Genomic DNA, 22,847 nt, shown 5'->3' on the forward strand with positions numbered 1-22,847 from the left:
AAGGTGCGTTCCTACTCCGGTTTGCTTGTTCATGTCTTCGGACGGCTTACTGCTGCCGTGCTCATCCTCGCGCTCAACCCCTGATTCGCATCTTTTTTACATCTTGCGCTTGCGCTTTTCCACAAGTATATGCACTTTCCATCAGCTTGTAAGCAGAACCTACGCCCACCACTCATGCGCAGATTGTCTGGTTGAAAGCTATAGCATGCGGCTGTGTGACGCAGCTGTCTGTACGCTTTTCAAGATAGCTTCTGGAATGAAAGTTGCCTCCAGTCAAGTACTGAAGCATGATTTTTCGATTTCCCCACCCGATTGGCATCTAACACCTCCGCTTTTATGCCAGATGCTGCATCCCCCCTACTTCAGAGTCCGTGCTCTATCTTCGGCAGTTCGCTGTGGCTAACTCGCGCTCGTCTCTATCGGACCCACATTGAGCTTTCGGGATGGACCTGGTCAGGGCGCGTGCTGCGCCGCATCCCTCTTCCTAAAATCACCTACATCCGCTGGTGGGGAGGCAAGGAAGACGTGAACCTGGAGCTCACACTTAACGACGACCGCATCGTTGCGCTTTACCTGCGTGAAGGCGTTGGAATATGGAATTATACGCTACGTCGCTTCTGTAAGAACTGTGCCTCCCCGTCTTCAGCGGATGGCATGGAACGCACCACGCTCAGCAGGGTCGGACTACACCCCTTGTAGTCTATCAACCGATCCGGCTTTTTCTTATGCCCGTTCATGCTGCACGCCCTTCTGTATGTGGCACTCTGCCAGGTGCCACGCCAGCCGCCGTGATGGCGCTCGTGCTTGCTCTTCTGCTTGCAGGCCCGGTGCTGGCAGATCCAGCTGTTGCCCAGAGCGTAGATCATATTGAGGACGAGACGCTGGCCGAAGAGTTGGCCACGGTCGACGAGTTGCGCAAGCAGGGGGAATTCATGGATGCCTTCGGGCGCCTGAATAACCTCTTGGGCGACTATCCCGATCATGTAGAGGTGCTCTGGCGCTTGTCGGCAACCGAGGTCAACCTGGGTGAACAGCGTGGTTCGACGTCTCTGTACGAACAGGGACTGGAAACGGCCAATCGAGCACTGGAAGCTGACTCAACCAACGGCCTTGCTCATTTCGTGCGCTCTATGGCCGAGGGGCGACTCGCACTTGAGGCTGGCACTCGTGAGCAGATCGAACGCTCACGCGCTGTAAAGTACCACGCCGACCGGGCTATCGAACTTGACGAATCGCTCGATGGCGCTCTGAACGCCCGGGGGCAATGGAACCGCGAGGTCGCCAGCCTCGGGTTGATGTCACGCACCATTGTGCGCACAGTCTACGGCGGCTTACCCGATGCATCGTACGAGCAGGCCGTAGAGGACTTCAAGGCCGCACTGGAGATTGAGGATCGCATCTTGCACCGCTACGAGCTGGCACGCACCTATGCCGTTATGGGCCAGCCCGAAAAGGCACGCGAGCAGATCGAAATCCTGCTCGATATGCCCAACGTATACTACGACGACCCCGACCTGAAAGAGGAAGCACGCGCCTTGCTCAACGACCTGTGAGCTAACGGCCTCTAACGGCTTCTCGCTACTCTACTTTGCCTTTTCGTTTGCACTGCACCACAGTCTCCTGTCTTCTACATGGCATACTCTGCGGAAATTAGCCGTGAGCAGCCCACCGCCTTCATTTTTCTGCTGGATCAGTCTGCCTCAATGCAAGACCGCTTTGGCGGTGCCGAGCAGAAAGGCGACGCGGCACCGAGCAAGTCGCGCGTGCTCTCAGATACGGTGAACCGTCTCCTCCAGAATCTGGTGCTTCGGTGCGCAAAGGAAGACGGCGTACGAGATTACTTCCACATTGGCGTTATCGGCTATGGGAAGCGGGTGCAGCCGCTCATTCAGCCCGCCGAGTCTGTTGAGAACAGCACAGGACTGATTCCTATCAGCCATCTTGCCGAACGCCCCAAGCGCATGGAGGAGCGCTTGCGCACGATTGATACGGGCGACGGTCGCACCGAGGAGCGCCGCGTCAAGGTGCCTGTCTGGTTCGACCCGCATGCTAAGAACGGAACGCCCATGTGCCAGGCACTCGACCTGGCCGCACAGTCGGTACGCACCTGGATCGACCAGCACCCACGTAGCTTTCCACCGGTCGTGCTAAACGTGACTGACGGCGAAGCTACCGATGGCGAGCCGCTTCGCTATGCCCAGCAGCTCCGCAGCTTTGCGACCGACGATGGTGAAGTGCTGCTCTTCAACGTGCACCTATCCTCTTCAGAAGCACCTGCCGTGGAGCTCCCCTCCTCGCCAGGCGAACTGCCGCGCACCGACGAGTACGCTGAGACGCTCTACCAGATGTCGAGCACGCTGCCTTTCTCGATGCGCGCCGCAGCCGAACAAGAAGGCTACACGGTAAACCTCGACACCCGTGGATTCATCTTCAACGCTGACCCTGTGGCGCTCGTCCGATTCCTCGAAATTGGCACGCGCCCGAGCAACCTGCGTTGAGCCCGTAGCAAACTCGCGCGCGCCAGCTCTCGTACCGACAGTCTCCTCTCCTGCCTTCTCGAAGCCCCTCGCTCGCGCTATGTCTGCTGCCGATGTAGAAGTTTGGAGCGTTCCTAAATCTGGACATGCTGAGCATGAGAACGAGGATGCAGGTGCAGCCGCGAGCGCGGACTGGCCCGTACACGCAGCCGTCGCCGACGGTGCCACCGAAGCCGCATTCTCACGGGCCTGGGCCCGCGAGCTGGTCCAGCATGCGGTGTCTGCAGGTGTCGTTGCTCCTTCTGAATCTGATCTGCAGGTGTGGCGTGCTGCGTGGCGCGACCGCATCGCCCCGCGTCTTGAGATGCGTCCCTGGTATGTGGCTGCGAAAGCGGAAGAAGGGGCCTACGCCACGTATCTGCATATGCAGTGCCGTGCCAGTGGCGAATGGAAGGCAGCCTGTGTGGGCGACTGTGTGCTTTTTCAGCTACGTGGCGATGCGCTGCACCTCGCGTGGCCGGAAACCGACCTTGACGCGTTCGACCACCGCCCTGCCCTCATTTCTACCACCCCAAACAGTGTACCCGACGTACGTACTGAGCACGGCACATGGAGGCCGGGCGATCGTTTTTTACTTGCAACCGATGCCGCCGCGGCCTGGCTTCTTCGCGTAGGTCCTGCTGAGGCCCTTTTATGGGGTGCTCGTTCATTCGAAGACGCTGTTGCCAGTGCTCGCGCCGCCGGGCGGCTACGCAACGACGACACGACAATCCTTCTGCTTACGCCGCACCAGTAGCTCCGGTAGCTCCTGCTCGCCTGTCCGTTTCACTGCGCCCAATTGAATTGCTTATGGCTGGCTACCCTACGCCAAGTGCCTACCAAGAGGCCATCCAATTTCCTGAAACGGCGTTCCTCGACGATGTGCTCCAAAACGCGACGCCCCGCACCAACGTGCTTGGCCTTCCACAACCCATCAGCGGAGCCTTCGCCGTGGTCTTTCCAATGACGACGGAGGCGGGGCGCACCTGGGCAGCCAAGTGCTTTCTCACAGACGTGTCTGACCAGCGGTCGCGCTACCGAGCCGTTGCCTCTTACCTTGCCGATCACCCACTCTCTGCGCTTGTCGCGTTTGACTACCAGCAGCCGGGTATCCGGGTTGAGGGCGATACCTTTCCACTTCTCAAGATGGAGTGGGTCGAAGGCACCGCTCTTAACACCTGGATACGAGAGCACCGCGACGATACCGGGGCCCTCAAGGCACTGGTGGATGCGTGGGTCGACCTAATTAGTGACCTGGAAGACGCTCAGATCGCTCATGGCGACCTGCAGCATGGCAATGTGCTTGTGCAAGACAACGCAGGCACTCCTGCGCTGCGGCTTGTCGACTACGACACGATGTACGTGCCCGCACTCGACGGACGTGAGAGTCCAGAGGTGGGGCATCGCAACTATCAGCATCCCGACCGCACCGAGCGGGATTTCGGGCCCGGCCTCGACCGCTTTGCCGGGCTCGTGGTCTACACCGCACTGCATGCGACCATTGCACGCCCTGCGCTCTGGGAACGGTTTGATACGGGTGAGAACCTGCTCTTTCGCGATAGCGACTTCTACGATCCCGACGACTCGCCCCTCTTCGATGCGCTCCATGCTACCGATGCGCTGGATCCGCTCGCATCCACCCTAAAAACCGCGTGTTACGCGACGCCTGACCAGCTTCCTTCGCTGCAGGACGTAGTGTCGGGAGCCGGGCTCTCTACCTCTTCCGTAAATGCGGTAGCAGTGCAGACACGACGTGCCGAACGCACGGCCCCACGCACGGCCCCGCGCTCTGCATGGGCTCGCTGGTTCCTGCCTACGCTTGTAGCGATGACCGGACTGGCTGTGGTACTCGGTGGGCTCTTTGCCCCGGTTGTCGGGGTAGTCATAGGAGCACTCGGGCTTGCGGCACTCGGAGGAGGAGCTGCGTACCGGTACCGTGATCATCCGATTGTACGTCGCCAGCGGCGGCTCCAGCACGAGATTGATCGGTACACAGCGCTCATCGATACGATGGAGCGCGAGCTGGACACCCTGGCCAAACAGAAAGAGGAGGTCAAGACGTCCGTTGAAGAGCGTCGTGCTGATCGGTTGGAAGAGGTACGAGACGAGGCGCTCTACGACGAGCTTAAATACCACTTTATTGGCGAGGTGGGGGCGGTTGACGGTGTGCGCCACCGCGATGTAGTGCAGCTTAAAGCCCACAACATTCGCACGGCCTATGAGGCGAGTGCAGAAGCTGTTGCGCCAATCCACCGCATCAGTGACGCCACGAAGGCCCGTATTCAGATGTGGCGGAACAGCCTGAAGCAGTCTTATGCTGATGCTATCCCAGACTCGCTGTCGCCAGCCGAGGAGCGGCGACTGCAGCGGTACATCGTGCAGCGTGTGGAGCGCATCGAGACAGAGGCGGCGCGCGTTCGCGAAAAGATTCGGATCTACGAGGCCGAGCGGCGGCGGGTGCAGCAGCGGGCCGAGGAGCAGCCGGCGCTTTCTGTTGCGCGATATACCGCACACCTGTTGTACCTGACTGACCTACCAGCTGCAGAGCCGGGTCCGCCCCGACCGGCGTCTCCCTCTAAGAAGGCAGAGGAAGCGCCTTCCTCCGAAAAGCCGTTCCCGGCGCCAGTTCAGGATGAGGTGTGGTGGAGACAGCCCTCGTAGGGCAATGGCTCGCCTTTACGGGTTGGTGTGCTGCATGCCACATGTAGAATGTGAAAGCTACTCATCGTTGTCGAGTAGCTCGTCGACGGTAAGGTCTGAGCGGCCTTCGTCGGGCGTATCGCGCACCAGTGCCAGAATAGCTGCATGCGGTACGATCAGGTAGTCCGTACCCTCGAAGCGAATCTCAGTCGACTTCTCGCGCAAAAAGAAGGCGTAATCGCCAACTTCGGCTTGAAGCGGGAGGTAGCGAACGGGCTGTTCGGTCTGCTTCCAGGTTTCGCTCTCTGAGTATTCCGGGTTCGGCGTCAGATACCCCGGCCCGGTCTTAACGATGCGCCCTCCTTTGACATTTTCTTTGGCAGATACGGTTGCCGGGAGCAGCAGGCCCGAATCCGTTTTCTGTTCGCCATCACGGGGCTTGATCAAGACGCGGTCGCCAACAACAAGAAGCGTGCTCATAGACGGAGGGTATCGTAAGAAAACACATGCGTGTGCTTTACGACCGTCTCCGACAGTGGGTTCGTTTCCAACTGTGTGATTGCTGCAATCTGCACGGGTGGGCAGCTACCTGAAGGGCCAGGCTCACCAGGTGCGTGGGGGCACATCGGCCGGGATGCGTAACGTACCGGCTGTGCATTACGCCTACAACCAGAAGAAGAGGATGTATACAGACGCGCTAACGAGTCCGGCAGCGAGGGTAAGCCAGCGAATGGCGCGATCAACTGAGTTTTCCATAACTATCTTTTGGGGTCTTGTGGTGGGGCCTTGTGGGGCAGAGACCAGTGGGGACGGTGGGCAGCAACTTCGAACAAAGCGCTTCATAAAGAACGCCGTTGGCGAAGTGGTCCTTCACATATTACTTACTTTACATATGCTGACAACAACAGCTGGAATGGAGGAATATTATGCTCCAAACCTTACGTGTGTACGTCCACATCTAACTATAGCAAAACATGCTCCACTTTGCAATAAGTTCGACAACTCTACGCAGCCAATGTATCTTTATTTTACTATATTTTCTTAATATTGAAGCTAAAGCTACTCAGAAGCGGGTGCTTCTTCTAACAGCTTTTGAGATGCGTTACAAAGCGTTCCAGCTATTGGATGAGACAGGCATCGTAATGTAGGCGATTTACTCTTTGCCTCAATCGTACGGGCTACGTGCAAGGCCGCACTCCATGATAACGTAACGCCTGCTCCGCCATGTCCGTAATTATGAACCACAGGGCGTCCTCCGGTATCTTCCCAGGATAGGCGTACCCCCTTGCCGTCTGGATCGCGCACGTACCGGAGCCCGCTCACGACACGAACGGGCAGAGAACGAATGTCTGCGCCCGTCATAGAGCTAATGAGCGCAGCGTTTAGGTCCCACATCGCCTTTGGTATGACGACGCCATGCACGCGCACTGTGGGTTCGCGCAGTGGCGCTGTGTACGCTCCGTGTTCATTAGCCGGATGTTTCGTTCCCCCTACGACCCATACTGACTGACGAGGATAGAAGTATATTCCTCCGGGTGTGCTTCCCGGCGCTGGATAGACGTGGGAAGCAGGCTCATAGTTGTACGAGGCAATGGGCGATGCCTTGCGCCACGTCGTACCCGATGCCGGTGGACGTACGTGTAGGAGGTGGCCATGGCGATATGTGGCCGGCGCCTTGTCTTCAAATAGGTGTGGCGCGGCGTATCCGAGACAGTTTACCCACAGGTCGCCGGGCCACTCAGAGCAACGGTCGCGCGTGAGGTGCTGGCGCTGCACGCATCCACCCAGTTCGTTATATAGCGCGTACAGCTTACGCATGTACGTTGGCGCCTCAACGAAGGTCATATCGAACAACCACCCATAAAGTCCGGACGCTTTGCCACGCTGTGGTAGCCCTGGACGGCCGCGGCCATCTTCAGGAAGGAGCGTCAACCGGCGTAGCGCATCCAGATAATCAGGGCGAGGTGGGGGCGTTTCAAAGAGTTCTGCATGGCGCTGGATACGCACGCCCCAGCCAGGACGTCCGCAGAACACATCGAAGAGCTGCTGGCTCCAACGTGTATGGCGTGCTTCGTTTTTGACGTGCACCGTATGCGGAATCACGGAGGCTGCCGGGTAGAGGCTCGCAAAGCGCAAGTAATCAGCCCCATGTTGCTGATGCGGAGTAGAGGACGTCAGCAGCGTGGTGCGATGTCCTCGTGCCTGGAGCAGTGTTGCTGTTGTGATTCCTGAGATGCCCCCTCCAAGCACGACAATATGCATAGATTCGACAGATTCGGAGGTAGCTTTCTATAAGATAGATCTACGGAACGGCTCCCCACAAAAAGATATGGTTTGTTCAAGCAACGTCGGCTCATTGCACCGCATGAACATGTCAACTGGATGCACAGGCCTGCACCTCGCGTGGATTACCGCTTACGTACCATGATCCAGTTGCGGCCTGCATCATCGCGATACAGGTGTACATCTACCAGCGTCGGGCGCATTTTATAGGTGAACGTGTACGTAAAGTGCTCATCCATCTCGCCAGAAGCGATGCCTTCCCGGAAGCGTCCGTAAAAGATGCGGTTGTTGCTACACGGGGCCAACTCGTTGAAGTAGTTTTGCCCGAGTGCTTTCTCGGGATCCACGCCGCTGAGCTCCGACTCGTAGCGGTTGAAGAATTGCACAGTTCCCTCATCATCGAGCTCAATGATACCAAACGGAGCCGCATTTCGTTTTTCGGCGGAAGCATCGCGCAGCTTTTCGCCGACAAGCGGATCATCAAAAGCAAGATCGGTTGCCTCTGCCGTATCGGAGGCATCTGCAGCGCCATCTGCTTCATTTTCTGCGCGGGAATCGTCGCCGCCTTTCGGGGTATCTTCCGCGGCTTCCTCCGTCGTGCTGGTTGCGCCCTGTTTCGAGATCGTTTTCTCGTCTTCGGAACGCACCTCGGAGATGCGACCTGACTTTTCTTTGAGATACGAGAATAGGTCGGAAGTTGCAGAATCACTCATAGCAGTAAGGGAGCATGTGCAGCAAACAAAGAGCCGTACGCCGGGCGGCTAACCGTTACTGGTCAGACGTACGCAGAAGAATCCATGAGGTATCGGTCTCAGAATCGTAGTACAGATGTACCAGCGCGACAAACGGTCCGCGCCAACTCGTCGCATCAAAGAGATGCAGGAAGCGCGCATCGAGCCGTTGTTGGCGCTGCCCTTCGTAGAAGCGTCCGTAGAACGAGTCAGCTGCCGTGCTTGGCGCCAGATCGAGGAAGAAGTGGGTATCGAGGGCTTCTTCCCGCGAGCGCATGCGATCGAACAGAGGCAGAGCGTACGCCTTATCGTTGAGCGATGTAACGTGCCCATCATGATCGACGGCGATAGCAGCAAAGTCGAGGTCGTCGCGCTCCTCGGCGGTCAGCGATGCCAGCTGACGCCGGGTAGCGGCATCAGCTACCGGCGGCGCGGCATGCCATACCGGATTCGGCTGTTGCTCTACTGCCGAGCTGACTGCTGGGGCCGTGGGTTGGCCAGACGTGTCACCATCGCTGGACGCGGAGGCCGCTGTTGCTTTAGCAGCGCCAGTCTCTTCGCCGTTTGATGATGCCGCTGTGCGCGACTGCTCGGCATCGTACTGATCGAGCCGGTCCAGCACTTCCTCTGGCGTTTCCACATCCAGCTTCTCCTGCAGAGTTTTCCAGGCTTGTGAGCCGCTGACCTCGCTTTCGTACTTCGAACGGAGCGTTTCAACTTGATCGCGCAGCTCGTTGATCTGCTCTGTTGCCTCTTCTGCCGACTCAAAGCCTTCGTCGGTCAGCGTTTCCTTCTCTTGGTAAAGCACCTCAAGCTGATCAACCATGCTTTCAACAAGGCGGTCCAATCGTTCTGGGCTGCGTTTGCCCTCTTCATCGCCGCCATCGAATGGAGCACCTTTCGTTTCGTCGCGGTCTTCGTAGAGCGTTTCAAGCTGCACATTCATGTCTTCTACCATCTGAATGATGGCATCCGGATCAGAGATACCCAGTTCATCTTGCAGTTTCTCTTGTCGCGCGTAAAGCGCTTCGAGCTGTTGGAAGGTATCCTGGTTTTCGACCGGGAGCGATGCCGCTGATGCACGTGCTTCAACGTTGCGATAGAGCTCGGCAAGCTGTTCATTCATGTTCTGAATCATACGCACCGCTTCATCGATGCTGTCGATGCCGAGCTCGCTAAGCTTCTCTTGCTCATCGTAAAGCTTCTCGATTTTGGTATCCATGCTCTCGGCAAGTCCAAGAATCTCCTGGGCTTTTTCGACCGAATCAACGCCCAGCATCTCTTTCAGCCCCGGAGGCAGGTCGCCGTTTTTCTCGTTGACATCGTGCTGTATGTAGAGGTCGTCGAGCTGCTCATCCATGCTCTGAATCATGGAGACGGCCTGCTCGGCTGTGAGTCCGTGCGCTTCAAGCGTTTCATGTTCTTGCGCCAGCATCTCCATCTCTTCGGTAAGCTGTCGCACCATCTCTTCCATCTCACGCGCATCATCGGCTGACGCGATACCGAGGATCGATTCGATCTGGTTGAGCGTCTCGCGGGCTTCAAGCGTACCCTCATCGGGTAGCGGAGCCTCAGCAAGACGATTGATCTGCTCGGTGAGCACCTCCAGGAAAGAGGAGACATCTGCAGCTCGGTCAATGCTAAGCGTTTGGGGCACGTCCATGCCCAGGCGGTCCAGTGCGCGGCGCACTGACGTGCTCAGCTGATCAAGCTTTTCGACAAAGGCTTCGGCTTCGCTAATCGTTGAGATGCCGAGCACAGCACGGATCGAAGACGCTGCTTGCAGGACCTCGGTATCAGGGCGCGCGCGTTCCTCGGTGCGTGCTTCGTTCAAACGCTCGTTTTCGCGCTTCAGCGCTTTCACGTCGGCGACCACCTCGGTGGCATTGTTGTAGCCTGCCTCCAGAACTGCCTGACGGTCTTCGTAAAACGCATTTGCCTGTTGCTTCAGCGTCTGGATACGATCCAGAGCGGTCTCGTAGGTTGCTGCATCCAACGCTTCCAACAGTGCGTTGCCCGACGTGTCTTCTCCTGACCGGGTTACTTCCTCAAGACGCGTCTCCAGTTTGTTGTTGCGCTGGCGAAGACTCGATATCTTCTTGTGCAGACGCGTGAGCACCTGCTCGAATTCGCTCAGCGTAACGAGGTCGTCCGGTACGTCATCGCGTTCATCCAGTGCGTCAAGCTGCTCCTTCAGCGTCTCCACCCGAGACACGGCTTCGTCGGGTGTCTGTGCTCCGAGAAGCGAGCACATCTTATTCCAAGACTCAACGAGTTCGTCTGGAGAGTAGCGAGAAGAGGATGACTCAGACATATCAAATAAGCATCGTGAGTAGAGCGGACCCGTTAGCAACGCATGTTTTGAGCGCATGCCATGCTGCGGGCTATGTTGCACCGCACGCAAGGGCGAGTGCACATTATTTGTGATGCATGCAGAACACGTAACGAAGTGGCTGCACAGCAAGGTTCCACAACAGAAAAAGTCTCGCTAAAAGGTTTCTATTGTGTTTCTATATTGTATTTCTACGGGACACTTTTCTCGTAAGCGCATCTTTCTCGCAAGTAAATGCTGAAGGCAGATTATGCCTCCCACGCACCCTGTCTACCACGCTGTTAACACAAAGAAACCCGGCTCACAGATGCAGCGGACTTGTTCTCAACATGAGACCTTCTTTTTTCACGGTTTGCCAGGCGACTGTAATGAATTCGGTATATGGCTTCGTGCCTTGCAGCATTTGCGTGTCTCGTTCATTCAAGAAAAATGTGCAGTCTAGGCAATACAAATTAGCTAACGCTCGCACAGTCCGTGCATTGTCGCATTGCCTCACTGTCCATCCTCGAACAGACACGTATTTCCTCCTCCACAAGCGCGCTCGCTCATCAGCCCGATATGGACGCTACACCAACCACTGAAATAAGCACCGAAGAGCAACACGAGCGGGTCCACGACGCCCTCGAATCCCCCCTCGATACCCAGTGGAGTCAGGTATTAGACCAGTGGGATAGCGGAACGCTGGCGCAGAAGCGAGCTGTTCGTGCCTACGTGTCGGGTCTGCGCAATCGGATTATCCAGACGCTCGACGACCTGGACTCTGTCGATGAAATTCGTCAGGCACTTGCTGTGCAGTACCTTGAAATGAAGTGTCATTGGACGCTTCTTAACACGCAGATCCAGAGCCAAACGGCGCGAAACGGTATGCCCGACGGGCCGCTCATGTACCGCGCTACATGCGTTAGCCTGATCATTCAGGCCATCGAGCCGCTGCTGTCGCAGAGCCGTATCGATACCCTTACGCAGATGCTGGCCGAACCGTTTGACTGAGCGTGGATGCCGCGGGACCGAATGTTACGGTCGCGGCTGAGTCTGTTGCAAACATCTGAGCTTGCGTTCCTACTACGGTAGCGGCTGCACCGCGACGTCTTCAATCTCGACAGTCGACACGAGCTCTACCGCGTCGTCCCGCCAGTGGGCCGGGTATCTGCTTAGCGTTTCCGGTTCGATCGATTCGGAGACGTAGTTACGGTAGTCGGCAAAGCGCACGCCTTCTACCCGGCGCACGTTATATGCTTCTCTGAAGCGCGTCCCCTGATCTTCTTCTGGGCCCCCAATTCCGAATGCGTAGGCCATGTAGTCCATCGCATGTGTATTCGCATCGAACCAGTAGAGAAACTCATCCTGGTAGTCGGCCCCGCCTCCTTCACCAAAGGTCACCGCTACACGGTGGTATGGCGTCTCCCTAACAGTGTCGAGACCGGCATACGTAGCCTGCACGGGCGGATCCTGTAGCGGGTAGGGCAGCAGTGCAAAGTAGGCTACTGAGTTGACCGTGGTCTCGATAGATGCACGCGCATCAGCATCGAGCGCAACGGTATCGGCCTCTACTACACGGTAGACCTCCTCATTTGTAATGCCCTCAACCACGCGCTGGTCAAGCGAATCGGCGTATGCGCGGCGGTAATGGAAACGACCGTCTTCTCGCTCCAGTGTGAACTGTGCCTCGCGAAACGTAAACGTCACGATAGCACGGTCCAATACATCGCCACCGTGCGCCTCAATTACGGCTTCTATGTACGCTTCTATATCGGTATCAGGGGCGGGCTCCTCTGCTGCGCAACCGGCGGCCCATGTCGCGATAAGAACGCACAAGAGCAGTACGCCCGCCCGCATCCCTCTTGTCTTGCACATGGCAATCATGGGCCTTCTTCTTGACGAAGGAAATAGAAGCTGGTTTATTCTTCGTCAGCTACCGACAGTTCAACCGGAAGGGCGGTGTCAGCCCAGTGCATCAGCAGCGTTGCCGACGTGTCGCTTACTGCTTCGAACGAGAAGCTCATCTGCTCGCGGAACGTGTCGGCCTCATATGGCATGACGTCGGTGCGTAGCACGTCTTCCTCCGCATCATAGTTGTAGGCTCCCCACTGATTGGCTACAGCGTTAAGCACAAGGGTCCATGTGTCATCGTCCGCCGGAATCGTGAATAGCGCATAGGTACCTGCCTCGACCCGCTCGCCCTCCACGTGCATATCGTTGGCAAACGTGATGGTTGTTGCTTCATTGGCCCCCGTGCGCCATACCTCGCCATAGGGAACGAGGTCGCCAAAGATGGTACGCCCACGTACAGAGGGGCGCCCGTATGTCACCTGCACATCGGTTGTGCCAATTGTCTGATGCACTTCTGCATTGGGACTTACGCGCGGCTCATCGGTGCTGCGTTCTTGCGCGTGTGCAGATAGGCTTATCGTGAACAGCAGCGCACCAGCTACAAGGATGGCGCTCAAGGGCCGTGTGCTACGAAGCAGGGTAGTCATACGATTTTGGGATAGACGTTTGGAGTAGTACCGTAGGTGGGTTCTGCGTAATATGCGGATATGTACCGCCACGATCAAGCCTGTGTGCCATCTCCGCCTCGACGCGATGCAACTGTTATGCAACCCTTTGGTGATCGTGGAGTGCCATTTACCTGGGTCTGCGTTTCTCGGTTTTGGAAGGCTGCGCCTGCAAGCGTCATGTATAGACCTTTATGAAGGGGTCTGACCGATGTTCTATCTGCCCCCGGACTTCCTAATTATGCGTTCTATCGCAGGGTTCTATCAGACGCCATCTCATCAACACACAATCTTACCAGCCTGTCCTTATTAACCTGCCGGCTTTCACTATGAACCGCATCGCGTCACTGCTACATACTTCTGGGTCCAGGAAGCTTTGCCTGGCCATGTGCTTGCTCGCCATGGCCGTGCTCAGCCTTACCGGGTGCCAGTCGGTTGCCCCCTTTTCGGAGTCAGACGAGCCGTCGACCGAGGAGGCGCCCCGTGCTAAAGAGATGCCCGCGCGTCCTTTCTACGTACAGGTGGGTAGCACCGAAAGCCGTACCGATGCCGAACAGACCTGGCAGCAGGTCGTGGCCTGGTGGGAGGCCACCGAGGCGCCGCCCGAGCCGCTGCACCGCTACACGGAGGCCCCCGTGCGCGTCGTGTGGCAAGCCCCACTCTACCGCGTTCGTGTGGGGCCGATGGTGAGCCGCGACGAAGCCGATGCAGTGCGGGATGTCTTACGCAGCCGTTTTGAGAGCGCCTTTATCGCACGTGGCACGCCGTAGCATCTCACGCCTTAGAGCCCCCCTCCTGGAGACACATTACACAGAGTGCGTCACGCTGGCTGCATCACACGAAGAACGGGCGGATCAACTGGTCAAAGTACATCAGGATAAGCAGCACCAACCATAGCAGGTGCCCAATGCCTGTCCCAATCGCGACTTTTTTGCGCGCGCCGTCGGCTGCCTCGCTGGCTGCATCGGCCCCCTCAGCAACCGCATCAGCCAGGCTGTTCCAGCCCGGACGAATCAGCAGAAACTGCACGCCAACCAGCACGAGCATGAGCGTCAGCGATGCGTGATACTGGGGCGGGTAGCCTGTGAACCCGCCTCCGTAGAAAAAATTTGTGTATGCAAAGATAAGGGTGAGCACGATGAACCCGTTCATCCACTTGACCGTGCTGCGGGTGTCTTCGGCAAGGGCCGCTGCTGCAGGTCCCTGCAACGAAAGCACAGTTCGCGCTTTCCCGGCCAGGCGAAGCCCCAGCCCGAACCAGGCCGACGCCGTAACAATGTGAAGAACGACAAGAACGTATGTGAGTGTCATGGGCGCTGTACGGTCAGACCACAAAAAGTAACGGGTTACGTACACGAAACGGTGCCGCGAAGGTGCCACGAAAATTCAGCGATACATGCGAATCGGATACCCAGATACCTACCTGATTTCATGATGGATGCCTCTTCTGTTGCACGGCTGCTTATGCTGGCCGGCCTGCTGCTTCTCGTACTGGGCGGACTGCTCTGGGCCAGCACCCCGTTTATCAACTGGGGGCGGTTGCCCGGCGACCTTTCGTTCAGCACCGAGTCGACTCGAATTTACGTACCGCTCGGCACGATGATCGTGGCGAGTATAATTTTAACCTTGCTCCTGAACCTTCTACTTCGCATGTTACGATAGCCCATCTCGTCATTCCCTGCGATTACAGCCTGTATGCCCATGAACATATCGAAAGATGTCATCAGCGTCATTTTAGGGGGCGGAGCTGGCACCCGGCTCTACCCACTCACAAAGCTACGTGCTAAGCCGGCTGTTCCTCTGGCTGGGCGCTACCGGCTCATCGACGTTCCCATCTCGACCAGCCTCAACTCGGGCATCGAGCGCATCTTCGTGCTTACACAGTTTAACTCGGCCAGCCTGAACCGGCATATCGCACGCGCCTACCGGTTCGACCGCTTCAGCAACGGCTTCGTCACGATGCTTGCAGCCGAACAGACGCCAGCGTCGAAAGACTGGTTTCAGGGCACAGCGGATGCGGTGCGCCGCAGCCTCGACCACATGGAGGGCTACAGGCACAAGCAGGTGCTTATCCTCTCGGGCGACCAGCTCTACTCGATGGATTATTCCAAGATGCTGGCCCATCACCAGGAAACCAACGCCGACATTACGATCGGAACCATCCCGGTAACAGCCGAGAAAGCTCCCTCGTTTGGCATTCTGAAGACCAACGAGGACCAGATCATTACCGAGTTCTCCGAAAAACCTGCTCCCGATGAACTTGAGGGCAAGAACAGCCCGGTTTCTGCAGAGATGGAAGCCCAGGATCGTATCTACCTGGCCTCTATGGGAATCTACATCTTCGAGGCCGGACTGCTGCGCGAGATGCTCGACGCTTATCCCAACGACCATGACTTCGGGCATGGCATTATTCCACGTGCCATCGATGCACACCGCGTAGCCAGCTATCCGTTTAGCGGCTACTGGAGCGACATCGGAACCATCGAGTCGTTTTTCGAGGCCAACATGATGTTGACCAAAGATCAGCCTGACTTCGACCTCTACGATCCCGACCGACCGCTCTACACCAACGCCCGTATGCTGCCGCCCGCCAAAGTGCAAAGCTCGTACGTGCAGAACTCGCTCATTGCTGAAGGCAGCATTGTCATCAATAGCCAGATCACAAAATCGGTGGTTGGCATCCGGTCGTATATCGGCGAAGATACCAAAGTAAGCAATACCGTGCTCATGGGCGCCGACCACTACCCCTGGCAGACTGATGCGGGACTCGGACGCCGCGAAGGGCCTGCTCGCCCGGGCATCGGCGAAGGGTCGAACATCGAAGGCGCCATCATCGACAAAAATGTGTCGATCGGAAAGAACTGCATTATCAAGAATCGCGAAAACGTAGATGAGGCCGAAGGCGAGAACTACATGATTCGCGACGGCATTGTCGTCATTCCCAAGAACGCTGTCATTCCCGACGGTACCATTATCTAACCTGCTCATGCATTGGGGATGCGAGAGGAATGCGCTATGTACGCTGCCCGTGCGCATCCCCAGTCGCTTTCTGCCTATTTTCTGACCGCTTTCTTTTGGATTCGACCCTTCCACCTGTATGAATATTGTCATTCTGACCAACGAGTACCCTCCCAATGTGTACGGCGGCGCGGGCGTGCACGTCGAGTACCTGACCCGCGAGATGGCTGCAGCCGACGACGGAGCGCACCACGTGCAGGTGCTCAGCTTTGGCGAGCAGGACATCACCGGGGGCAATCTGGAGGTGCAGGGCGTTACTGCTCCCGATGTGCCTCATCAGGACCCTCGGCACGAGAAGTTTTTGGATGCGATGGCGCGCAACGTGATCATGGCTGGGTCTGTGCAAGACGCCGACATCGTGCACGGGCACACCTGGTATTCGCATCTGGCAGGCTGCCTGGCCAAGCAGCTGACCGGCGCCAAGCTGGTGCTGTCGACCCATTCGCTGGAGCCGCACCGTCCGTGGAAGGTCGAGCAGCTGGGCACCGCCTACCACGGGTCAAGCTGGGTCGAGCGTACGGCCTACGAGAACGCCGATGGAGTGGTCGCCGTCTCGTCTTCGATGCAAGACGATGTGCACGAGCTCTACGACGTGCCGCGTTCGCGCATCCGTACCATCTACAATGGTATCGACATTGATCAGTACAAACCGCGCCACAACGACGATGTCCTGCGCAAGCACGACGTAGACCCCGATCAGCCGTTTGTGCTTTTTGTCGGACGCATCACGCGGCAGAAGGGCATTCTGCACCTGGTGCGCGCCATCCACGACATGGACGACGATGTGCAGGTCGTGCTCTGCGCCGGTGCGCCCGACACCGACGAGATTGCAGACGAGATGACAACGCTGGTGGAAGAGGCCCGGTCTACATCGGGCAATCGGGTCGTCTGGATCAATGAGATGCTCCCCAAAGACGAGGTCATCACGCTCTACTCACACGCATCGCTGTTTGTGTGCCCTTCGGTCTACGAGCCGTTTGGTATTATCAACCTGGAGGCCATGGCCTGCCACACGCCAGTGGTTGCGTCTGCCGTTGGGGGCATTCCGGAGGTTGTCGTAGATGACGAAACGGGACTGCTGGTCTCTTTCGAGGCGCAGGAGGGCGACGACTTCGACCCCAAAGATCCCGACGCTTTTGCAGCCGACCTGGCCCATGCCGTCAACACGCTCATGGCCGACCCCGACCGGCGCGCTTCAATGGGTGAGAAGTCTCGCGCCCGCGTCGTTGAGATGTTCAGCTGGACGGCTATCGCCGAGCAGACCCTTGACTTCTATCGCGACTTGCTGGATGGAACGGTCGCATAGCACGCACCCGTTCTCGTTCTGGTGTCTTGTTCTTGCGTCGACGTGGGAGCGTATTGCGGTGCGCTCCCACATTTTTTACACCTGCTGTTCTACACCCGCTTTACGCTGTGCTACAATAGCTACACGCTCGCCATGGCTGAACTGCTTGACTTTCTGGGCTCATACTGGTGGGTCCTGCTTATTTTTACGGTGTTTATCTACAGCGCCTTCGAGGAGTGGCTGCAGTTTAAAACAGAACAGCGCAAGATCGGCGCCTCGACCAAGGAAACAGAAGAGAAGCTGGACGAACTGCGCAGCGAGTGGGATGCCGAACGCAAGCGGTTGAACAAGCGGATTCAGCATCTGGAGACGATCGTGACCAGCGACGTGTGGGACGCTGCGTACGGCGCATCGTCTGATGCGTCTGACAGGTCTGGCACGTCTGCGGGTGATACCACTGAGACGTCTACATCGCACAGTCCTCTGCTTGACGACCTGGACGCACCCGACGAGCTCTCGCACGAAGAGAAAGCGGAGCGCCTGGCACGCCGCCTACGCAACCGGTAGCACAAACGTGAAGGTAGATCCTTCTCCCACCTTGCTTCTGACCTGCAGGTGGGCGTCGTGTGCGTTCAGGATATGCTTCACAATAGAAAGCCCCAACCCCGACCCGCCCTGGTGCCGGGCGCGGCTCTTGTCGACCCGGTAGAACCGCTCTGTGAGGCGACTCAGGTGGCGCTCGGGAATCCCGATGCCGTTGTCGCGCACCGTTACCTCTACGACGTCATCGCTTGCACGAGCCGCAAGCGCCACGTATCCCCCTGGCTCGTTATACTTAATGGCGTTGTCGGTCAGGTTCACAAGCACCTGTCGGATGCGTTCGCGATCGCCTTGCACAGGAGGCAGCGCCTCTTCTTCAGGTCCGTCGATACGGAGCGTAATGTCTTGCTCCTGGGCTTTTGGCTCAAGCGTCTCGACAACTTCGTGCATGAGCGTACCAACGTTGAAACGGGTTATCTGCATCTCCATCTCGCCCTGCTCAAGCCGGGCAATCGCCGAAAGATCGCGTGCGAGACGGTCGAGGCGCGTAGCGTTCTGGATAATCTTACGCAGGAACGTGCGGTTCACATCGGGGTCGTCGACCGCTCCCTCTGCAAGTGTTTCAGCAAAGCCCTGAATCGAAAAGATGGGCGTCTTGAGCTCGTGCGACACGTTTCCGATGAACTCGCGGCGATAGCTTTCCATCTTGCGCATGTCGTCGATCTCGCGATCGCTCATCTGGGCCGTGCGGTAGAGCTCCCAAACGAGCGCATCGAGCTCGTCGCCACGGGGCGAAGGCGGAGCTTTCAGCGTGCCGAACTGGTGTGCGCGCAGATGGTGCAGGATGTCGTGCATGCGCTGAAAACGCCCGTGGGTGCTCCACCATACTATGGCGTAGCTCGCTAAGGCTGTACCTGCAGCAATCAGCAGGCTCTGCCCGGCACTCACGCCAGCCAGCAGCGCCGTGCCCCCCGATGCCAGTGCAGCCCCCCCTGCAATCTTGCACCCCAGCCACTGAACGTACCACGCAGACGTAAGCATGAAAAGCTGCTGGTTAGTTCAGTGCGGGGGCTGCAGCGAGACGAGCGGGAAGATGGGCCGTCAAGTCGGTAAGGCGGGGCCTGGGGGCTTCCTGAAAACATTCGAAGCAGACCCCATCTCGCACGCTCTGTAGCGGACGATGGGCTTCGATGACGGGCATGTACGTTTCATAGCAGTGCAGGGCCTCTTGCGCCACCTGCATGGCCGCGTCGTTCACCGGAATGACGCAGTCGATCGCAGCGTCGGGCGACCCGGTCAGATGGTCCGGACGGTCATCGTCTTTTTCTCTCAGTGTAAAGAAAGCCAGGCGGCGAACCGATGTCGCCCTGTTTCTGTCTCCCGCACACACAACGCGCTTTACCGTAGCATGGGTAACAAGATGGTCAGGATGGCCACTTATACCGTGCACGGCGTATGTGATGACGACATCGGGGCGCAAGCGACGAATCTCACGTTCAATGGGCGCCTCGATAGCCAGCGGCGAGAGATCAGCCAGCTCGCCATCGGGCAAGTCGAGCACCTTGAGCGACGTCAGGTCGAGCGCCTGCGCCACGTTCTGCATCTCGCCGTATCGCACTGCTCCCATCTTTTCTTTGTCGAACCCGAGGCGGTGGCGCTGCTTGGTGGCTTCGCCCCGCGTCAGGGTGAGCAGATGTACGTCGTGTCCATCAGCGCGTTGCTGCGCAAGCGCGGGCGCCGGCCCGAAGCACTCATCGTCAGGATGCGGAAAAATGTAGAGCAGTGTTGCCATGAGGCCGCGGAGTTCGCGTGAGCTAAAAGACATCAGATACAGGCTTTCACACGGCGCGCATCCCACAAAAGATTCAGGATTTCGGCACATCAGAGGCAGGCTCATCGGCCTCTTCAATGATGTGATTAAACTGCACCGTGCCGGTACGCAGCATGCGCCGCACGTAAGGATGACAGAGCTTACAGTTGTGCCCGAAGCACACCGCATCCTGTAGCGCCTCTACCGTCTGTGCACCTGTATCGCGCGCTACGTCGCGCAGGTGCGCAAACGGTACGTCGTAGCAGTAACACCGGTCTATCGTCATGAGCGTATCTCCTATATCCGCGGTGTCTTACCGTGCTAACCATGTGCTAACCATGTACATGCCAGAGCTGTAGTACCAGCCCCGCATAGCCGCTTCACTATTGCTCGGACTGGGTGATGCGAAGCGCAATGTGTCCGGGTGCGATGCCAGCGTCGTACGACGTCAGCTCGGCACCTCCAAACTCATTCACGGTAACGACGCCGGCTGCTCCAAACGGATTGGCTTCGTCGGGGCGCCCGAGGTACATTACTTCGTTTACGGCATCCACTGCAATGGCTCCAATTGGAGGGCCCTCGATGGCGATGTCTTCCCGGTTGCCTGTGCTGGCGTCGTAACGCACCACCGTGTTGCCGTTAAGCACTACATACAGCTCATTAAGGATACGGGTGAAGAACACGCGCTGCTGTGCGCTTGCCGAGGTCAGCTGTCCGGACAGGTCTTCGCGAGCGAGGATCTCGCCGTTGGCCCGGTCAATGATCCGGATGGCTCCGTCGGTCTCTTCAACGACGTTAAAGTCTTCATCGAAGATGGTAGCTCCGGTACAGGCCACCGCCAAATTTTCCTCGGCGGTGCGGTACACCTGGCGCGGCGTGTCGCATTCCGGATCGATGCGGTTCACAATCTCATTGTTGGCCCGGTTGATGACCACAATTTCGCCATCCTGCTCACCCGTTGTCACGTAGATCTCGTTCTGCGTTCCGGTGAGTCCCTCAGGATTTCTGTCAAGCAGCGTGGTATCGACAACGGCTCGGTTGGCTACATCCACCACGTAGACCCCCGGCTGGCCCTCTCCGCTGAAGTCTTTGCTGGTAACGTATGCGACAGCGCCATCGGAGATCGCATAGCGGGGATTCGGAATGCCTTCAACCAGGCCGAGCTGGTCTTGCGTTTCGAGGTCAAACAGACCGATCGACGCGGTTTCGCCAAAGACTGCGAGGTACCGCTCATCAAGCAGAATGTGGCTCTGAATATACGAGGCAAATTCCCCTTCACCGCGCGTAACGGCCCCACCTTCTTCCACGTTCGGATCGATAAAGGTGAAGCTGCTATTCTGCCCGCCAAAGGCGCCGGCGTTAGCAACGACGACATCAGACGTCTCGACGTTGATCGTGTCGCTGTCAAGCGGCGTCAGATCGCATCCGGTAATAAACAGAAGCCCTGCCAGGAGCAGCGCAGCAAAGGGGAGTGAAGCTGTACGATTGATCATGAGGACGTAAAGGAGTTACAAAAAGTACGAGTCAATGCAGAACCAATGCAGCATCCATGCAAAATGGATGTGTCGTCTTGATGGAAGGGTTTTCTGTTCTGTCAAAGGCGGCTCCTACAGCTGCGCACGGAGCGATACGGTGCCGTGTCGCGGCGGAACCGGTTGGTTGTTAAGCAGGGTGTAGTCGGTATTGAACAGGTTCTCAACCTGCAAGCGCAGCTGCACAGACAGATCGTTCCACTGCTGCTCCACCCGAAGCTGGGTGTCGGCCGTCAGGTACGGGGCACGCGACCGTGAGCCGTCGCTGGTCGTATAGCGCCGCCCGATACGGCGCACATTCACGTCGAGCGCCAGCGCTCCTACAGACGCCGTAACGTAGGGCGTAAAGGTTGTGCGGGGGGTGTAGCGTAGCGGCTGGTTGTATGAAGACGATTCGGGATTCGAGCGGTCGCGCGCATCGGTAAATGCGGCGCTGAACCCGGCTGTAATGTCAACATACGGAAGCATGCGAATCATAGTGGCTGCATCAGCCTCCACGCCTCGTGTCCGTACGCGCTGCACGTTCTGTGGGGCCCAGAAGCCCTGCGTGGTGGGCGTCCATACGATGCGATCGGTATGGCGCTGCTCGAAGATCGTAAGGGATGCGTGGGTAGATGCCCGCTGCCATCGAACGCCTGCGTCGGCGCTCCAGCCACGCTCGGGGCGCAGATCAGGTACGCCGCCGGGCTGCCAGTAGCGGTCGTTGAGCGTTGGCATGCGAAAGGCACGTCCAACATGTGCTTTGAGGCGCAGTGCATCGTACGCTGGTAGCGGCGTAAGGTTGATACCCAGGCGCGGAGCCGTGGCAACGCGGTTCGCGCCTTCAGGCACGCGATATGCGTCTACGCGGACAGCCGGATACCATCGCACCCGGTCGCCTGTGCGAACGGCGCTGACTGCGAGTCCGGCATGCTGCTGTGTCGCCTGACTTCGCAGGCTGGGATGGCGCGCCCAGCTGGACTGCGCCGACAGACCTGTGTTGAGCCTCCACGCCTCTGCTACGCCGCCTTCCCACTCGGCTTCGGTGCTGGCCACGTAGGTGTGTCCGGTGTCGTCGATACTCTGTTCCGGATTTCGGTAGCGGATCGCGTCGTACTGAGCAAACCCACGGGTGGTAAGCGTCCCCGAAGCCAGGCGCCACCGGTGATGTCCCCACATGCGAGCGCTGCGGTCGCGCTGCCGTTCGGTGTTGGCTGCCAGACTGCTCGTTCCGGGGAGTCCCCGGTTTGTGGCCGTAACCAGTGCCGCAACGCGCGAACGGTCGGTGTTGGCGGTATGCGTGGACACGAAAGCACTGTACTGCGTACGGTCGGCGTTGTCGCGGCGCACTGTTTCTACTGGGAAGCGGGCCCGATCTTCGTACGGAAAGTCGCCCTGCAGGTGCTCGTAGCGCGCTGCTGCCACCCAGCTCCAGTTGCCTGTGCGATCGCCGACGAGTAGATCTCCGCCATGCTGCCCGAAGGCGCCCGCCTGGGTCGTGAGAGCGAGCGCGGGCTCAGCGGGGGCCCGGGTGCGCAGGTGCACTGCCCCGCCCATCCCGTCGCTGCCGTAGAGCGGCGCCGCCGGCTTGCCATTCTCATCTTTTTCGAAGACGAAGAATTCCGGCTCCGGGCCGGCGTTCATCTCAAAGCCCAGATCTTCAGCCCGGCTGATGGCTCGCCTGAG

At 58.1% G+C, this 22,847-nt stretch carries 23 protein-coding genes; 11 read left to right on the forward strand and 12 right to left on the reverse strand.

The genetic code is table 11. From position 1 onward, the window contains the following. Positions 1-336: 336 nt before the first annotated feature. The 5 genes from PPP56_RS10845 to PPP56_RS10865 all read left to right on the forward strand — a co-directional run bounded on the left by PPP56_RS10845 (position 337) and on the right by PPP56_RS10865 (position 5,177). Complete coding sequence (locus PPP56_RS10845; protein ID WP_353564061.1) at positions 337-699, forward strand: hypothetical protein; 363 nt, start codon at positions 337-339, stop codon at positions 697-699. A 26-nt stretch (positions 700-725) separates the two neighbouring features. Then, positions 726-1,553, forward strand: coding sequence for a hypothetical protein (locus tag PPP56_RS10850; RefSeq protein ID WP_353564062.1), 828 nt, complete (start codon positions 726-728; stop codon positions 1,551-1,553). Between the two features lie 78 nt (positions 1,554-1,631). Beyond that, positions 1,632-2,498, forward strand: a complete 867-nt coding sequence (locus PPP56_RS10855; protein WP_353564063.1) for a vWA domain-containing protein — start codon at positions 1,632-1,634, stop codon at positions 2,496-2,498. A gap of 79 nt (positions 2,499-2,577) precedes the next feature. Then, positions 2,578-3,273: a protein phosphatase 2C domain-containing protein gene (locus PPP56_RS10860; RefSeq protein ID WP_353564064.1), complete on the forward strand. Its 696-nt coding sequence runs from the start codon at positions 2,578-2,580 to the stop codon at positions 3,271-3,273. Positions 3,274-3,326: 53 nt separating this feature from the next. Further along, a complete protein-coding gene (locus PPP56_RS10865; protein ID WP_353564065.1) occupies positions 3,327-5,177 on the forward strand; it encodes a BUD32 family EKC/KEOPS complex subunit in 1,851 nt (616 codons plus the stop codon). A gap of 57 nt (positions 5,178-5,234) precedes the next feature. Here PPP56_RS10865 and PPP56_RS10870 read toward each other — a convergent pair whose 3' ends face one another. The 4 genes from PPP56_RS10870 to PPP56_RS10885 form a co-directional block, all read right to left on the reverse strand. After that, positions 5,235-5,636, reverse strand: a complete 402-nt coding sequence (locus tag PPP56_RS10870) for a co-chaperone GroES (protein WP_353564066.1) — start codon at positions 5,634-5,636, stop codon at positions 5,235-5,237. Positions 5,637-6,215: 579 nt separating this feature from the next. Next, positions 6,216-7,418 carry an FAD-dependent oxidoreductase gene (locus PPP56_RS10875; protein WP_353564067.1) on the reverse strand — a complete coding sequence of 401 codons (1,203 nt, stop codon included), beginning with the start codon at positions 7,416-7,418 and terminating at the stop codon, positions 6,216-6,218. Positions 7,419-7,564: 146 nt separating this feature from the next. After that, positions 7,565-8,152, reverse strand: coding sequence for a PAS domain-containing protein (locus PPP56_RS10880; protein ID WP_353564068.1), 588 nt, complete (start codon positions 8,150-8,152; stop codon positions 7,565-7,567). A gap of 55 nt (positions 8,153-8,207) precedes the next feature. Beyond that, entirely contained in the window at positions 8,208-10,484 is a 2,277-nt protein-coding gene (locus tag PPP56_RS10885; RefSeq protein ID WP_353564069.1) for a hypothetical protein, read from the reverse strand. Positions 10,485-11,060: 576 nt separating this feature from the next. On the opposite strand from PPP56_RS10885, the gene PPP56_RS10890 reads away from it, so the two are divergent. Then, the gene (locus PPP56_RS10890; protein ID WP_353564070.1) at positions 11,061-11,492 is read left to right on the forward strand and encodes a hypothetical protein; all 432 of its coding nucleotides are present in this window, start codon (positions 11,061-11,063) and stop codon (positions 11,490-11,492) included. 72 nt (positions 11,493-11,564) lie between these two features. Here PPP56_RS10890 and PPP56_RS10895 read toward each other — a convergent pair whose 3' ends face one another. After that, complete coding sequence (locus PPP56_RS10895) at positions 11,565-12,356, reverse strand: DUF6503 family protein (RefSeq protein ID WP_353564071.1); 792 nt, start codon at positions 12,354-12,356, stop codon at positions 11,565-11,567. 44 nt (positions 12,357-12,400) lie between these two features. Beyond that, on the reverse strand, positions 12,401-12,979 hold the full coding sequence (locus tag PPP56_RS10900) for a DUF2911 domain-containing protein (protein ID WP_353564072.1): 579 nt from the start codon (positions 12,977-12,979) through the stop codon (positions 12,401-12,403). 404 nt (positions 12,980-13,383) lie between these two features. Here PPP56_RS10900 and PPP56_RS10905 point away from each other — a divergent pair, with 404 nt between their 5' ends. After that, positions 13,384-13,767, forward strand: coding sequence for an SPOR domain-containing protein (locus PPP56_RS10905; RefSeq protein ID WP_353564073.1), 384 nt, complete (start codon positions 13,384-13,386; stop codon positions 13,765-13,767). A 64-nt stretch (positions 13,768-13,831) separates the two neighbouring features. Here PPP56_RS10905 and PPP56_RS10910 read toward each other — a convergent pair whose 3' ends face one another. Then, entirely contained in the window at positions 13,832-14,308 is a 477-nt protein-coding gene (locus PPP56_RS10910) for a hypothetical protein (RefSeq protein WP_353564074.1), read from the reverse strand. Positions 14,309-14,428: 120 nt separating this feature from the next. Here PPP56_RS10910 and PPP56_RS10915 point away from each other — a divergent pair, with 120 nt between their 5' ends. The 4 genes from PPP56_RS10915 (at position 14,429) to PPP56_RS10930 (ending at position 17,867) form a co-directional block, all read left to right on the forward strand. Next, on the forward strand, positions 14,429-14,659 hold the full coding sequence (locus PPP56_RS10915) for a DUF2905 domain-containing protein (RefSeq protein WP_353564075.1): 231 nt from the start codon (positions 14,429-14,431) through the stop codon (positions 14,657-14,659). 39 nt (positions 14,660-14,698) lie between these two features. Beyond that, positions 14,699-15,976, forward strand: a complete 1,278-nt coding sequence (locus PPP56_RS10920) for a glucose-1-phosphate adenylyltransferase (RefSeq protein ID WP_353564076.1) — start codon at positions 14,699-14,701, stop codon at positions 15,974-15,976. 118 nt (positions 15,977-16,094) lie between these two features. After that, on the forward strand, positions 16,095-17,321 hold the full coding sequence (gene glgA, locus PPP56_RS10925) for a glycogen synthase (protein WP_353564077.1): 1,227 nt from the start codon (positions 16,095-16,097) through the stop codon (positions 17,319-17,321). 132 nt (positions 17,322-17,453) lie between these two features. Beyond that, on the forward strand, positions 17,454-17,867 hold the full coding sequence (locus PPP56_RS10930) for a hypothetical protein (RefSeq protein WP_353564078.1): 414 nt from the start codon (positions 17,454-17,456) through the stop codon (positions 17,865-17,867). Here PPP56_RS10930 and PPP56_RS10935 read toward each other — a convergent pair. The 5 genes from PPP56_RS10935 to PPP56_RS10955 all read right to left on the reverse strand — a co-directional run. Further along, positions 17,853-18,881 (reverse strand): sensor histidine kinase, encoded by a 1,029-nt coding sequence (locus PPP56_RS10935; RefSeq protein WP_353564079.1) that lies wholly within the window; start codon positions 18,879-18,881, stop codon positions 17,853-17,855. The two genes, PPP56_RS10930 and PPP56_RS10935, sit on opposite strands and share 15 nt — an antisense overlap. A gap of 13 nt (positions 18,882-18,894) precedes the next feature. Next, positions 18,895-19,665 carry a PIG-L deacetylase family protein gene (locus tag PPP56_RS10940; protein ID WP_353564080.1) on the reverse strand — a complete coding sequence of 257 codons (771 nt, stop codon included), beginning with the start codon at positions 19,663-19,665 and terminating at the stop codon, positions 18,895-18,897. Between the two features lie 40 nt (positions 19,666-19,705). Then, positions 19,706-19,936 carry a (2Fe-2S)-binding protein gene (locus PPP56_RS10945; RefSeq protein ID WP_353564081.1) on the reverse strand — a complete coding sequence of 77 codons (231 nt, stop codon included), beginning with the start codon at positions 19,934-19,936 and terminating at the stop codon, positions 19,706-19,708. Positions 19,937-20,033: 97 nt separating this feature from the next. Continuing rightward, a complete protein-coding gene (locus PPP56_RS10950; protein WP_353564082.1) occupies positions 20,034-21,143 on the reverse strand; it encodes a YncE family protein in 1,110 nt (369 codons plus the stop codon). 114 nt (positions 21,144-21,257) lie between these two features. Next, positions 21,258-22,847, reverse strand: a 1,590-nt coding sequence (locus PPP56_RS10955; RefSeq protein ID WP_353564083.1) for a TonB-dependent receptor plug domain-containing protein, incomplete at its 5' end; no start/stop codon positions are given.

The organism is Longimonas sp. (genome assembly GCF_040409695.1).
GTDB lineage: Bacteria > Bacteroidota > Rhodothermia > Rhodothermales > Salinibacteraceae > Longimonas.

Bases quoted from the DNA above. Each gene is read 5' to 3' on its own strand.
- PPP56_RS10845 (WP_353564061.1), top strand. From the start codon at position 337: ATGCCAGATGCTGCATCCCCCCTACTTCAGAGTCCGTGCTCTATCTTC.
- PPP56_RS10850 (WP_353564062.1), top strand. From the start codon at position 726: ATGCCCGTTCATGCTGCACGCCCTTCTGTATGTGGCACTCTGCCAGGT.
- PPP56_RS10855 (WP_353564063.1), top strand. From the start codon at position 1,632: ATGGCATACTCTGCGGAAATTAGCCGTGAGCAGCCCACCGCCTTCATT.
- PPP56_RS10860 (WP_353564064.1), top strand. From the start codon at position 2,578: ATGTCTGCTGCCGATGTAGAAGTTTGGAGCGTTCCTAAATCTGGACAT.
- PPP56_RS10865 (WP_353564065.1), top strand. From the start codon at position 3,327: ATGGCTGGCTACCCTACGCCAAGTGCCTACCAAGAGGCCATCCAATTT.
- PPP56_RS10870 (WP_353564066.1), bottom strand. From the start codon at position 5,636: ATGAGCACGCTTCTTGTTGTTGGCGACCGCGTCTTGATCAAGCCCCGT.
- PPP56_RS10875 (WP_353564067.1), bottom strand. From the start codon at position 7,418: ATGCATATTGTCGTGCTTGGAGGGGGCATCTCAGGAATCACAACAGCA.
- PPP56_RS10880 (WP_353564068.1), bottom strand. From the start codon at position 8,152: ATGAGTGATTCTGCAACTTCCGACCTATTCTCGTATCTCAAAGAAAAG.
- PPP56_RS10885 (WP_353564069.1), bottom strand. From the start codon at position 10,484: ATGTCTGAGTCATCCTCTTCTCGCTACTCTCCAGACGAACTCGTTGAG.
- PPP56_RS10890 (WP_353564070.1), top strand. From the start codon at position 11,061: ATGGACGCTACACCAACCACTGAAATAAGCACCGAAGAGCAACACGAG.
- PPP56_RS10895 (WP_353564071.1), bottom strand. From the start codon at position 12,356: ATGTGCAAGACAAGAGGGATGCGGGCGGGCGTACTGCTCTTGTGCGTT.
- PPP56_RS10900 (WP_353564072.1), bottom strand. From the start codon at position 12,979: ATGACTACCCTGCTTCGTAGCACACGGCCCTTGAGCGCCATCCTTGTA.
- PPP56_RS10905 (WP_353564073.1), top strand. From the start codon at position 13,384: ATGTGCTTGCTCGCCATGGCCGTGCTCAGCCTTACCGGGTGCCAGTCG.
- PPP56_RS10910 (WP_353564074.1), bottom strand. From the start codon at position 14,308: ATGACACTCACATACGTTCTTGTCGTTCTTCACATTGTTACGGCGTCG.
- PPP56_RS10915 (WP_353564075.1), top strand. From the start codon at position 14,429: ATGATGGATGCCTCTTCTGTTGCACGGCTGCTTATGCTGGCCGGCCTG.
- PPP56_RS10920 (WP_353564076.1), top strand. From the start codon at position 14,699: ATGAACATATCGAAAGATGTCATCAGCGTCATTTTAGGGGGCGGAGCT.
- glgA (WP_353564077.1), top strand. From the start codon at position 16,095: ATGAATATTGTCATTCTGACCAACGAGTACCCTCCCAATGTGTACGGC.
- PPP56_RS10930 (WP_353564078.1), top strand. From the start codon at position 17,454: ATGGCTGAACTGCTTGACTTTCTGGGCTCATACTGGTGGGTCCTGCTT.
- PPP56_RS10935 (WP_353564079.1), bottom strand. From the start codon at position 18,881: ATGCTTACGTCTGCGTGGTACGTTCAGTGGCTGGGGTGCAAGATTGCA.
- PPP56_RS10940 (WP_353564080.1), bottom strand. From the start codon at position 19,665: ATGTCTTTTAGCTCACGCGAACTCCGCGGCCTCATGGCAACACTGCTC.
- PPP56_RS10945 (WP_353564081.1), bottom strand. From the start codon at position 19,936: ATGACGATAGACCGGTGTTACTGCTACGACGTACCGTTTGCGCACCTG.
- PPP56_RS10950 (WP_353564082.1), bottom strand. From the start codon at position 21,143: ATGATCAATCGTACAGCTTCACTCCCCTTTGCTGCGCTGCTCCTGGCA.